This is a genomic window from Microbacterium alcoholitolerans (assembly GCF_050408615.1).
Lineage (GTDB): Bacteria > Actinomycetota > Actinomycetes > Actinomycetales > Microbacteriaceae > Microbacterium.
In genome coordinates this window covers 804,277-815,478 of the sequence record NZ_JBNTKD010000001.1, presented here as the reverse complement: position 1 = coordinate 815,478, position 11,202 = coordinate 804,277, and the positions used below count along the sequence as shown (strand labels likewise).

The following is an 11,202-nucleotide window of genomic DNA, read 5'->3' as shown; positions in this document are numbered from 1 at the left end:
ATGCGGCATGCGGCGCTGGAAGTTGATTGCTCACCCGACGCGGGTGACCGATGCGCGGCAGACGAGGATCCCACCGATGAGCGCGGTGGGGGCAGAATCTGAACATGCTGATCATCGGGCTCGCCCTGGCCGCGCTCGCGGCAGCCGTGCATGTGTACATCTTCGTGCTCGAGTCGGTGCGATGGACGGCACCGACGACGAGGCGGATCTTCGGAGTCCGCAGCGAAGCCGACGCCGAGACCACGCGCCAGCTCGCCTTCAATCAGGGCTTCTACAACCTGTTCCTCGCCGTGACGACCGTCATCGGCATCATCTTGGTCGGATCGGATGCCGTCGGGATCGCGCTCGTACTCGCCGGCACCGGGATGATGCTGGCGGCCGCGCTCGTGCTGATTCTCTCGGATCGCTCGAAGTCGCGTGCGGCGGCGGTGCAGGGCGTGCTTCCGCTGCTCGCCGTGATCGCGATCGCGCTCTCACTGCGGTGAGGCGCGTCGCCTGATGGTCATCACGATCTTGTGACGGAGCATCGGGAGGCTTCGTGCAGACAGGACGTGCCGCTCGGCCTCGAGTACCGCAGCGGTCAGTGTTTCCTGCCCGCAGCGGTCACGGTGCCATAGAGAGAAAGTGTGCCCCCGACAGGAGTCGAACCTGCGACCTACGGTACCGGAAACCGGCGCTCTATCCACTGAGCTACGGAGGCGTACCGAGCGAGCCTATCATTCCCGGGGCGCTGCGATTGAATCGCGGTGCTACCGTCGGCGGTAGGAGCAAGCACACGAGAGGAGCACGCCATGACCGAGCGTTTCGAAGTCGGAGATCACGTGAGCTGGAACTCCGAGGCTGGTCGCGTCAGCGGGCACATCACGAAGGTGCACACCGCCGACTTCGACTACAAGGGTCACACGCGCCGCGCCAGTTCCGATGACCCGCAGTACGAGATCCAGAGCGACAAGACCGATCACGTGGCAGCCCACAAGGGCAGCGCGCTGTCGAGGCTCGACGACTGACGCGATGATCCTCACCGTCGGCCACTCGACGCATCCGCTCGAGGAGTTCATCGAGATCCTGCATGGCGCGCAGGTCCACGCGATCGTGGACGTGCGCCGCCTGCCGGGGTCCAACCGATACCCCTGGTTCAACGAGGATGCCCTTGCCGAGAGCCTTCCAGGTGCGCAGATCGCATACCGGCGCGCGGCATCGCTCGGCGGCCGGCGCAACGTGTCCCGTGACGTCCCGGACGCGGTCAACGCGTTGTGGCGCAATCGCAGCTTCCACAATTATGCAGACCACGCGCTCGGCGAGGAGTTCGCGCAGGGACTCGACGAACTGATCCGCCACGCCGAGCTGATCGGCGGAGACCGGGCATCCGACGCCACTACCGCGGTGATGTGCTCGGAGGCGGTCTGGTGGCGCTGTCATCGGCGCATCATCGCCGACCACCTCTTGGCGCGGGGCATCCCCGTCAGCCATCTCATGCCGGACGGACGCATCGTTCCCGCCGAGCTGACGCCCGGCGCGCAGGCGCGCGAAGGCACAGTCGTCTACCCGGGGCCACCGGAGGCTCCGACTCGGTAACTGCCGGCTACTTCGCGGGCTGCGTCGTCGAACCGTCCGCGGCCGTCACGGGTGCGTCGCCGAACTGTGCGAGGGCGTCGGCCACCATCTGGGCGAGGTACTCGTGCCCGACGTCAGAGGGGTGCTTCCGACCGGGGCCGACATCGATCATGGTGAGGTAGTTCTCGTCGGTGATCCAGTGCTCCTGCACGGGGGAGATGTACCACCAGTTTCGCGCCGCGGCCAGAGCGGCGAGGTCGCGGTCGATGCGCGCGGTCGACGCGCCGACGGGCAGCTCGTGCGGCGCGGGGCCGAGCACGACGACGGGAACCGCCGGGAACTTCGCAGTCAGGGCATCCCACACCGCGTTCACCGCCGGTCGGTACCCCGCGGCATCCTCGCGGCGGTCGTTGATCGATCCCTGGATGACGATGAGGTCGGGCGCGATCGCGGCATCCAGCGCGGCGACCCGCTCGCCGTACACCGGACCGATCCGGCCCGGCTGCTGATAGCCGCTGCCCGGAACGCCCCTGACGACGGTCTCGCCGTCGATCAGGTCGGCGAGCAGATACGCATAGCCGAGCGTCGGAACTGTCGCCGCCGAGCCGTACGTCCACGAGTCGCCGAAGACGAGCACCTTCGGGTGCTCCGGAAGCGACAGCGGAGCGGGGGAGACGCCGTCCTCCGCGGCCGCTATCGGAGCCGTCTCGGCCGGCGGCATCCACGGGCGTGTGACCCCGAGGGTCGCGGCGAGGACCACGGCCAGGGCGCCCACGACCGCTAAGGCCATGCGGCGCCGTCGGGTCGGCGGATGCAGGGTCATGGGGCGAGTGTAGGCGAACATCAGCCGCTGACGAATTCGGTAGACGCTCTCGCATGGAACGCCGATCGCCCCTGCGCCGCCGGAGCGGGCAGGGGCGATCGATGAAGTGCCATGGATGCTACTTGGAGGTGCCCTGAGACACCGAGCCCTGCAGCTGGCGCTGGAACATGACGTACACGATGAGCACGGGCACGATGGTGATGATCACAGCGGCGAACATGGCGCCGAAGTCCACCTGGTAGCCGGCCGCCGAGGCGAAGTTGGCCATACCCTGCGACAGCACGTAGTTGTCCTGGTCGGTGTTCAGCGAGATCGGCAGCAGGAACTGGTTCCACAGGCCGAGGAAGTTCATGATCGCCACCGCGGCCATGCCCGGCTTGGCCATCGGCAGCATCACCTGGAAGAACGTGCGCCACTCGCTGGCGCCGTCGACGTAGGCGGCCTCCTGGATCTCGTACGGCAGTGACTTGAAGAACGAGAACAGGAAGAACACTGTGAACGGGAGGGCGAACGCGACGTAGGTGATGATCAGGCCGGGCAGCGTGTTCAGCAGCCCCATACCCTGAAGGATGAAGAACAGCGGAACGATGGCGAGGAAGATCGGGAAGGTCAGCCCCGCCAGCATCAGGTAGTAGACCACACGGCTGCCGGGCAGCGAGAAGCGCGCCAGCACATAGGCGCACATCGCACCGAGCACCATCACCAGCACGAGCGCGACGCCCACGACGATGACCGTGTTCAGGAACATCAGTCCGAAGTTGTTCTTCACCCACGCGTTGACGTAGTTGTCGAAGCTCCAGTTCTCCGGCAGGCCGAACGGCGAGGCGAAGATCTCCTTGGTGGTCTTGAACGACCCGACAAGGGTCCACACCATCGGCAGGATGACGATGATCGACCAGATCGCCAGCACGACGTGCGAGACGCCGCCGACCCACTTGTCGCCACCGCTGTCCTTGGCTCTGGACTCCTTCGCAGAGCTCGTTCGGCGATCGATGGTGATCGCGGCGCGCGTGTCGGTGCTCATGCGCGTCCTCCTTCATCCTTGCCGCCGATGAGGCGGAAAATGCCGATCACGATGGCGGCGAACAGCAGGGTGAGCACGGCCAGGACGACACCCATGGCGCTGGCCAGACCGAACTGCCCCTTCTCGAACGCCGTCCGGAACAGGTACTGGCTCATCACCAGCGTGCTGTTGCCTGGGCCGCCGGTGGCGTTGAGACCTGCCATGTACACGAAGGCGTCGAGGGCGAGGATGCCGAGGTAGATGTACGCCGTCTGCACGTTGTCCCGGATCTGCGGGAGCAGGATCGAGGTCACCGTGCGGAGCCGGCCCGCGCCGTCGATGCGGGCGGCTTCCAGGGTCTCGGACGGGATGCCCTTGATCGCCGCGACGAACAGCACCATGTAGAAGCCGACCATGCTCCACACGATGACGAAGATCGTCGCCCCCATCGCGGTGCGCTCATCGCCGAGCCACGCGTACTGGCCGGTGTCGATGCCCACCAGGCTCAGCAGGCCGTTCACCAGACCGGTGGGCGTGTAGATCATGTTCCACAGGATCGCGATGACGATCGCCGGGATGACGTACGGGAAGAACGACACGACGCGGTAGAAGCTGGATGCGCGAAGACCGCGCACCTGTCCGTGGCTGGGTCCGCCGACGGTGATCATGCTCGCGAAGATCATGGCGATCGTCAGAGTGATCAGCGGCACGACGATCGCGAGCAGGGCGTTGTTGCCCATCGCCTGCAGGAACGTCGAGTCCTGGAACAGCTTGACGAAGTTCTCGACCCCGATGAAGTCCATGTTGGGCGAGAAGCCGGTCCAGTTCGTCATCGAGTAGTAGACGGCCTGGACGAACGGCGAGATCACGAAGATCAGGAAGATCGCCAGCGGGAGTCCGAGGAACACCAGCAGGAACGACACATAATCGAACGTGAGTTTGCGCGGGACCCCCGCACGGGGCGGCTTGCGCCGCCCCGTGCGTGCTGCAGTCACCGCAGCGGTCTGCAGCTGGGGACCACCAGTGGCGGTCGACGAGGTCACTTGATCTCGATCTTCTCGATAGAGCTGTCGTTGCGGATCTTGTCGACCAGCGCCTGCAGCTGCTTGGTGATCTCAGCGACCGTCATCTTGCCATCGAGGAACGAGTTCCAGATGGGCAGCTGGTCGGAGTTCATGCCGTAGAGGTTCGTCGACTTGATCGTGAACATGCCTGCGCCTGCTGCGTCGATCATCTCGACCTGAGAGACGAGCGCCGTCGAGCCGAAGCCGTCGTCGGGCACGGTGCCCTTGACGACCGTCGGAGCGAGCTTGTTCTTCGAGAACGCCGATGCGGCCTCCTTCGACAGCATGGTGCGCAGCAGCTCCTTGCCGCCGGCCGGGTTCTTCGAGTTGCTCGGCACGATGAACGGCTCGCCGGCCTCTGCGCGCATGTACCCGGCCGGGGTCGTGGCGTTGCCGTCGAGCGGCACTTCGCGCACGCCCTTCATCTGGAAGTTCTCGGCCGTGGTGTCCTTCATCTCGTTCTCGATCCACGAGCCCGAGGGGTACAGCAGTGCTTCCTGGTCGAGGCTCCACTGAGCCTGGGCCTGGGTGAACTGCGTGCCGCCACCGCCTGGCTTGACGTAGCCGGCCTGGATGAGGTCGTACAGCGCCGTGAGGATCGACTGGAGAGTGGGGTGCGACCAGCATCCCTCTTCCAGGTTCTCCAGCGGCAGCCGCACGTCGTCACCCGACTGGATGACAGCGGAGTCGATGACGAACGTCTGGTAGTACGTCGCCGCCTCCTTGCCCCACAGGAACAGGTACTTGCCCTTCTCCTTCGCCGCGGCGCCGAGGGTTTTGAGGTCCTCCCAGGTCTTGGGCGCCTCCCAGCCGTTCTCCTCGAACAGGCTGCCCGAGTACCACAGCGCGTATGTGGTGAACACGTAGTTGATGGCCGCGAACTTGTCGCCGAACGTGCCGGGAGCCTTCACTCCGTCGAACAGGGTGTCGGCGATCTTCTCGCCCTCGAGGTTGTTCGACTCGAGCACCTCGGTGAGGTCCTCGAGCTGGTCGAGGATGGTGTTCCAGCCGATCGAGTTCGCGCCCGAGTTGTCGATGAGGTCGGGCGGGTTGCCGCCGACGAAGCGGGGCTGCAGCTCCTGTGCGATCTTGGTCGAGGCGGAGACCTTGACCGTGACGCCGTCGAGGCCCTTGTTGCCCTCCATGATCTTCGCGGCGTTCTCGACGTAGTCGATGCCGTAGCCGCCGTCGAAGATGACCGCGTCGACCTTCGCGTTGGCTGCGACGCCGAACGGGTTGTCCGAGGTGACCTCGCCGCCGGGCTCGCCAGCGCCGCCACCGCCGCCGCCGGGCGCGGCGCACGAGGCGAGGGTCGCGCCGAACGGCAGCAGGATCGCTGCGGCAGCGGCGCCGCGGAGCAGGTTGCGCCGGCTGATGGATGCTTCGTTGAGTTCCATCTCTATACCTTCCGTTGTGATTGATCGGTGTTTGGGTTTTCGGGCCCTTCGACGAGCTCGGGGCCCAGGGGTGGGTTCAGAGGATCAGGCTCCCCGTCGGATGCGGCCGCGATAGCGGTCCTCGAGGACGGAGTTGTGGTCGTCGCCGCCGGGAATGTTGGCGGAGATGTACATCGGGGGAGTCTCACCGCGTGCGGCGATCGTGCGGGCGACGCCGAGCGTCAGCAGCTGCGCGATGAATGCGGCGGTGATCGATGAGATCGCACCGGCGCCCACGCTGTCCGCGACTTCGAGCGTGGCGTCGCCGTAGGGGGCGAGGTTGTCGATGACGATGTCGGCGACCTCGCTGAGTCGCTTTCCGCTGGGGTGCTTCGGCTCGACGCGCGCGGTGTGCGCGAGGCTGGTCACTGCGATGACCCGGTGACCGCGCTCCTTCGCCCACAGCGCGGTGCCGACGATCGAGCCGTTCACGCCCGAGTTGGAGGCGATGAGGAACACGTCGTGCTCGTGCACCGGCACCGTGGCCATCAACTCGTCGACGACCCACGGCTCGCGCTCGAGCGATCCGGTGAGCACATCGACCTCGCGATCGCCGTGCATCACGATGTCGCGCAGGCTGAACCTGTTCGTGGGGATGAGCCCCCCGGCGCGTCCGGCGATCTCCATCGCGAACGCCTCCGAGTGTCCTGTGCCGAAGGCATGCAGCACGCCGCCGCTGTCGAGCGCGTCGACGAGCACGGTGATCGCGGCGTCGAGGGCGCCTGCCTCGGCATCGGCGGCGAGCCGCTCGAGACGTGTCGTGGACTCGTGCAGCAGATCGTTGGGCGTGGCGCTCATCGGCTCTCTTCCTGAAGGACAGGCGCCTTCGCGGCGCGGGGGGTGCGTCGATGGGCCGAGACGGCCATCGCGCTGGCGGCCAGATGCGTGGAGGCGACGCCGAACATCTGCTGCGCGACCAGCAGGTAGAGCAGGTCGAGCACGAGCAACTGCGAGTGCTTCACCGAAAGGTCGTCCGGACGCAGGTACGGGGTGGGCTCCGCCGTGGCGAGTGAGACGTCGGCGAGGCCGGCGAGCCATGAGTCCGGATCGTGTGTGATCGCGGCAGTGAACGCCCCAGCCGCGCGCGCCTGGGACAGCATCTGCACGGTCTCCTCGGTGCGGCCCGTGCTGGAGATGCCGATCGCGACGGACGACGCGTCCTGCATCACCGCGCTGGTGAGACCTTCGTGCACGTCCGACCAGCTGTGCGCGTTGACGCCGATGCGGTACAGCCGCGCCTGGAACTCGCGCGCGATCACGCCGCTGCCGCCCACGCCGTAGATGTCGACGTGCCGTCCGGCGCTGATGGCATCCGCCACGCGGAGCACGGCATCGAGGTCGAGGTGCTCCGCGGTGGTCTCGAGGTTCTCCACGTGCAGCGCGACGAGGGTCTGCAGCACCTTGCCGGCCTCGTCCTCGACGCCGAACTCCTGCCCGATGTCGGCGTGCCAGCTCTCGTTGTCGTCCCCGCGGCCGATCTCGCTGGCGACGCCGACGCGGAACTGCGTGTAGCCGTCGAACCCGAGTGCCCGGCAGAACCGGGTGACGGTGGCGGGGGAGGTGCCGGCGCGCTCGGCGAGCTCGGTGATGGTCAGCTCGACCGGGGCGGCGGGATGCTCGGTCACGACATCGGCGATCTTGCTCATCGCCGCAGGCATCGCACGACGACCGGCCGCGATGCGACGCGCGATCGTCATGCCTTTGCTGCTGCCTGTTGTCCGTGGCACCATTGCCTCCAACTTCTTCCCAGCTGTTCCGGAGGAAATGCGTCTTCCGGAAATCCCTGTTGGAATGAAAACTATTCTCACGCGACGAAAACGTCAAACAGGACGAGATCACAAATGAATCACGAACCGCTTCTCATCGGCATCGACGCCGGTGGAACCTCCACTCGCGCGGTCCTCGCGGACCGACGCGGGACCTGCCTCGGCTACGGAGTCGGTGGACGGGGAAACCCCATCTCGGCTGGTGCCGATCGTGCAGCCGACGGGGTGCTGGATGCCATCGAGGCCGCTCTGGCGGCATCCGGCGCATCACTGAGCAGCGTCGAGGTGGTCGTTGCCGCCATGGCGGGGATGCGGGCGGCAGGCAGCGACGCCTGGCTGAAGGATCGCCTGGTCGCCAAGGGGTTCACGGGCCGGCTCGTGTTCGAGTCCGACCTGCTGGCGACGTACTTCAGCGGCGCGGCCGCGCCGTTCGGCTATGCGATGGTCTCCGGAACCGGCGCGTGCGTGATCCGCGTGGAGGATGGGCGGATCACGGGGGCCGGCGACGGGCTGGGCTGGCTGCTCGGCGACAGGGGAAGCGGCTTCTGGATCGGGCATGCCATCGCGCGCGCAGCGGTGCAGGATCTGGATCGCACCGGACCGCGGACCGGACTGACGGATCGAGTGCTCGCACACTACGGACTCGAGCGCACCACGGTGTATGAGGACGGGCGGCAGCAGGAGCTCGAGGAGCTGGTCGGCATGCTCTACTCCCACCCTCCGATCGAGCTGGCGGGGCTGGCGCCGATGGCGTTCGAAGAGTCGGATGCCATCGCACTCGGCATCCTCGCGGAGGCCGGCGAGCATCTCGCCGACACGCTGTCGGCGGTGCTCACGGGCCCCGGCCCCCTGGTCGTCGGAGGCAGCGTGCTCGCTCGAAGCGGCCCGGTCCGGGATGCGTTCATCGCGCGGCTCGGCGCTGCGGCCGATGGCCTGCAGCTGAACCCGGTCGGCGACGGCGCGACCGGCGCGGCGGTGCTCGCTCTGCGAGCCGCCGGCATACCTCCCGAAGAGACCATCCGCGCCCGTCTCGCCGATACCGTTGCCGCCCTGCGCTGACGATCGATTCACGGGTGTTGGCTCTAGACTGGAGCGGCTATGAGCCCAGAATCCCTCTCCGCCGCCCTCCTCGCCGCTCTCGTCCCGATCGCGGCCTCCCGGCGACCGGGGGATGAGCTCTCACTGACAGCATCCGACATCGTGCTCGAGCGCCCGCGCAACCGCGATCACGGCGACTGGGCATCGAACATCGCGATGCGTCTGGCCAAGCAGTTCGGTACCAGCCCGCGCGAGCTCGCGCAGCAGATCGCCGATGAGCTCGTGAAGGCCGACGGCATCGCGAGCGCCGAGGTCGCAGGCCCGGGATTCGTCAACATCCGTCTCGAGGCCGGCGCCGCGGGCGCTCTCGCCAAAGCGATCGTCGATGCCGGCGAAGCGTACGGCACTAACGACTCGCAGGCCGGTGTCTCGGTCAACGTGGAATTCGTCTCGGCCAATCCGACCGGACCGCTGCACATCGCGCACACGCGCTGGGCAGCCCTCGGCGATTCGATCGTGCGGCTGCTGCTGGCCAGCGGGGCGACCGCGGCTCGGGAGTACTACATCAACGACGCCGGCGCGCAGATGGAGCGCTTCGGTCGCTCGGTCCTGGCCGCGGCGAAGGGCGAGCCCACTCCGGAGGACGGCTACCCGGGGCAGTACATCGCCGAGCTCGCGAAGCGGGTTCTGTCGGAGCGCCCCGACCTGCTCGATCTGCCCGACGACGAACAGCTCGCGGTCGCACGCGACCAGGCGTACGTCTATCAGCTCGCCGAGATCAAGAACTCGCTCGAGCGCTTCAACGTCCCGTTCGACGTGTGGTTCTCGGAGCGCACCCTGCATGCGCCGGCAGCGGACGGATCGAGCCTGATCGATCAGGCCGTCGACCGCCTGCGCGCGCAGGGCCATGTGTTCGACGAGGACGGGGCCGTCTGGGTCCGGACCACCGATTTCACCGATGACAAGGACCGCGTCATCCGCCGCTCCAACGGCGAGTACACGTACTTCGCGGCAGACGCGGCGTACTACCTGAACAAGGGTGACCGGGGCTTCCAGAACAAGATCTACCTGCTGGGCGCCGACCACCATGGCTACGTCAACCGGCTGAAGGCCGTCGCGGGCGCGGCGGGCGACGACCCGCAGAAGAACATCCAGGTGCTGATCGGCCAGATGGTCTCGATCAACGGCGCGCGCCTGTCCAAGCGCGCGGGCAACATCATCGAGATGGATGACCTGCTCGACTGGCTCGGCACCGATGCGCTGCGGTACTCGCTGGAGCGCTCGCCCGCCGATTCGCCGCTGGATCTCGACCCGGAGCTGCTGCAGAAGCGCACCAACGACAACCCGGTCTTCTACGTGCAGTACGCCCACGCGCGCACCCACAACGTGGCGCGCAACGCCGCCGACTCCGGCGTCGACCGCTCGGAGTTCGCACCCGAGCTGCTCACCCATGAGACCGAGGGCGCGCTGCTCGGCGCGCTGCAGGAGTTCCCGCGCATCGTGGGCTTCGCCGCAGAGGTGCGCGAGCCGCACCGCGTCGCCCGCTACCTCGAGGAGCTCGCCGGCCTGTATCACCGCTGGTACGACAACTGCCGGGTCATTCCCAAGGGCGACGACCCTCTGGAGACCGTGCACCGCACGCGCCTGTGGCTGAACGACGCCACGGGCCAGGTGCTCCGCAACGGACTGGAGCTGCTGGGCGTCTCGGCGCCCGAGCGGATGTGACATGAGTGCCGCGACCGGTGGCGCCGCGACGCCGAGACGGGCCCGCTGGCCGTGGGTCGTGCTGATCATCGTCGTGCTGATCGCGGTGCTCGTCGTGGCAGCAGAGGTGATCGCCCGCGCCGTCGTGCCGAGCGTCGTGCGCGGGCTGGTCGTCGACGAGCTCGACCTGCCCGCGGATCAGCAGCTCGACGTCGAGACATCGGGCATCCTGCTGCCGCAGCTGATCGCCGGTTCGCTGGATGAACTCCGGCTCTCTTCCGACGAGATCACGATCGGGGGCATCACCGGTGCAGCCGAGGTGATCGCGACCGGTGTGCCGCTCGGTGCCGGAGAGCTGGGGTCGGCGGAGGGCACCGTCTCGATCGACCAGTCGCAGTTCGCCGCGCTCCTTGCGGCATCCGACCTTCCGATCTCCGAGATCAGCGTCGAAGAGCCGGACATCACCGTGCACGGCGGCATCCCCGTGCTGGGACGCGAGATCCCGCTCTCCCTCACGCTCACGCCGGGGGCCGACGGCGGCGATCTGATGCTCACACCGGTCTCGGCCGCGGTCGCCGGCAACGAGATCGACCTCCAGCGACTCGCCGCCATCTTCGGCGACGCGGGAGCGGCCCTGGCCGACACCCATCGGGTGTGCATCGCGGATCAGCTGCCCGCGGGGATCACCCTGACCGGCCTGCGCATCGACGGCACCGCCGTCGTCGCCGACATCTCGGCCGACGGGCGCATCGGCGTCGATGAGACGCTCCTCGAACCCGGCACCTGCCCGCGCTGATCGGCCGAGGCAGGCCAC

General features: G+C 67.4%; 12 protein-coding genes and 1 tRNA gene. 6 read left to right on the top strand and 7 right to left on the bottom strand.

Annotated elements, in window-relative coordinates:
• Window positions 1-104: 104 nt before the first annotated feature.
• Window positions 105-485 (top strand): DUF1304 domain-containing protein, encoded by a 381-nt coding sequence (locus ACQUSX_RS03975; RefSeq protein ID WP_428905664.1) that lies wholly within the window; start codon window positions 105-107, stop codon window positions 483-485.
• A gap of 142 nt (window positions 486-627) precedes the next feature.
• Here the strand turns inward: ACQUSX_RS03975 and ACQUSX_RS03970 are convergent.
• Window positions 628-700 (bottom strand) — tRNA-Arg (locus tag ACQUSX_RS03970).
• Between the two features lie 91 nt (window positions 701-791).
• On the opposite strand from ACQUSX_RS03970, the gene ACQUSX_RS03965 reads away from it, so the two are divergent.
• Together ACQUSX_RS03965 and ACQUSX_RS03960 are read left to right on the top strand one after the other, a co-directional pair.
• Complete coding sequence (locus ACQUSX_RS03965; protein ID WP_428905663.1) at window positions 792-1,007, top strand: hypervirulence associated TUDOR domain-containing protein; 216 nt, start codon at window positions 792-794, stop codon at window positions 1,005-1,007.
• Between the two features lie 4 nt (window positions 1,008-1,011).
• Window positions 1,012-1,575, top strand: a complete 564-nt coding sequence (locus ACQUSX_RS03960) for a DUF488 domain-containing protein (protein WP_428905662.1) — start codon at window positions 1,012-1,014, stop codon at window positions 1,573-1,575.
• Window positions 1,576-1,582: 7 nt separating this feature from the next.
• Here ACQUSX_RS03960 and ACQUSX_RS03955 read toward each other — a convergent pair whose 3' ends face one another.
• The 6 genes from ACQUSX_RS03955 to ACQUSX_RS03930 form a co-directional block, all read right to left on the bottom strand.
• On the bottom strand, window positions 1,583-2,377 hold the full coding sequence (locus tag ACQUSX_RS03955; RefSeq protein ID WP_428905661.1) for an SGNH/GDSL hydrolase family protein: 795 nt from the start codon (window positions 2,375-2,377) through the stop codon (window positions 1,583-1,585).
• Between the two features lie 118 nt (window positions 2,378-2,495).
• Window positions 2,496-3,401, bottom strand: coding sequence for a carbohydrate ABC transporter permease (locus tag ACQUSX_RS03950; protein ID WP_428905660.1), 906 nt, complete (start codon window positions 3,399-3,401; stop codon window positions 2,496-2,498).
• Window positions 3,398-4,375: a carbohydrate ABC transporter permease gene (locus ACQUSX_RS03945; protein ID WP_428907582.1), complete on the bottom strand. Its 978-nt coding sequence runs from the start codon at window positions 4,373-4,375 to the stop codon at window positions 3,398-3,400. The genes ACQUSX_RS03950 and ACQUSX_RS03945 overlap by 4 nt, the downstream gene beginning before the upstream one ends.
• Window positions 4,376-4,419: 44 nt before the next feature.
• Window positions 4,420-5,841 carry an N-acetylglucosamine/diacetylchitobiose ABC transporter substrate-binding protein gene (ngcE, locus tag ACQUSX_RS03940; protein WP_428905659.1) on the bottom strand — a complete coding sequence of 474 codons (1,422 nt, stop codon included), beginning with the start codon at window positions 5,839-5,841 and terminating at the stop codon, window positions 4,420-4,422.
• 84 nt (window positions 5,842-5,925) lie between these two features.
• A complete protein-coding gene (locus ACQUSX_RS03935) occupies window positions 5,926-6,678 on the bottom strand; it encodes a sugar isomerase domain-containing protein (RefSeq protein WP_428905658.1) in 753 nt (250 codons plus the stop codon).
• On the bottom strand, window positions 6,675-7,577 hold the full coding sequence (locus ACQUSX_RS03930; protein ID WP_428905657.1) for a MurR/RpiR family transcriptional regulator: 903 nt from the start codon (window positions 7,575-7,577) through the stop codon (window positions 6,675-6,677). The genes ACQUSX_RS03935 and ACQUSX_RS03930 overlap by 4 nt, the downstream gene beginning before the upstream one ends.
• A 144-nt stretch (window positions 7,578-7,721) precedes the next feature.
• Between ACQUSX_RS03930 and ACQUSX_RS03925 the strand changes: the two genes are divergently transcribed.
• From ACQUSX_RS03925 to ACQUSX_RS03915, 3 genes are read left to right on the top strand one after another with little or no spacing between them, the layout of a single operon-like run.
• Complete coding sequence (locus ACQUSX_RS03925) at window positions 7,722-8,705, top strand: N-acetylglucosamine kinase (RefSeq protein ID WP_428905656.1); 984 nt, start codon at window positions 7,722-7,724, stop codon at window positions 8,703-8,705.
• Window positions 8,706-8,744: 39 nt separating this feature from the next.
• A complete protein-coding gene (gene argS, locus ACQUSX_RS03920) occupies window positions 8,745-10,409 on the top strand; it encodes an arginine--tRNA ligase (protein ID WP_428905655.1) in 1,665 nt (554 codons plus the stop codon).
• Between the two features lies 1 nt (window position 10,410).
• Window positions 10,411-11,184, top strand: coding sequence for an LmeA family phospholipid-binding protein (locus ACQUSX_RS03915; protein WP_428905654.1), 774 nt, complete (start codon window positions 10,411-10,413; stop codon window positions 11,182-11,184).
• The last annotated feature ends 18 nt before the right edge of the window (window positions 11,185-11,202 follow it).

Coding starts and splice junctions, on each gene's coding strand:
- ACQUSX_RS03915 (WP_428905654.1), top strand. CDS start 10,411: ATGAGTGCCGCGACCGGTGGCGCCGCGACGCCGAGACGGGCCCGCTGG.
- ACQUSX_RS03925 (WP_428905656.1), top strand. CDS start 7,722: ATGAATCACGAACCGCTTCTCATCGGCATCGACGCCGGTGGAACCTCC.
- ACQUSX_RS03960 (WP_428905662.1), top strand. CDS start 1,012: ATGATCCTCACCGTCGGCCACTCGACGCATCCGCTCGAGGAGTTCATC.
- ACQUSX_RS03930 (WP_428905657.1), bottom strand. CDS start 7,577: ATGACGATCGCGCGTCGCATCGCGGCCGGTCGTCGTGCGATGCCTGCG.
- ngcE (WP_428905659.1), bottom strand. CDS start 5,841: ATGGAACTCAACGAAGCATCCATCAGCCGGCGCAACCTGCTCCGCGGC.
- argS (WP_428905655.1), top strand. CDS start 8,745: ATGAGCCCAGAATCCCTCTCCGCCGCCCTCCTCGCCGCTCTCGTCCCG.
- ACQUSX_RS03975 (WP_428905664.1), top strand. CDS start 105: ATGCTGATCATCGGGCTCGCCCTGGCCGCGCTCGCGGCAGCCGTGCAT.
- ACQUSX_RS03965 (WP_428905663.1), top strand. CDS start 792: ATGACCGAGCGTTTCGAAGTCGGAGATCACGTGAGCTGGAACTCCGAG.
- ACQUSX_RS03950 (WP_428905660.1), bottom strand. CDS start 3,401: ATGAGCACCGACACGCGCGCCGCGATCACCATCGATCGCCGAACGAGC.
- ACQUSX_RS03955 (WP_428905661.1), bottom strand. CDS start 2,377: ATGACCCTGCATCCGCCGACCCGACGGCGCCGCATGGCCTTAGCGGTC.
- ACQUSX_RS03935 (WP_428905658.1), bottom strand. CDS start 6,678: ATGAGCGCCACGCCCAACGATCTGCTGCACGAGTCCACGACACGTCTC.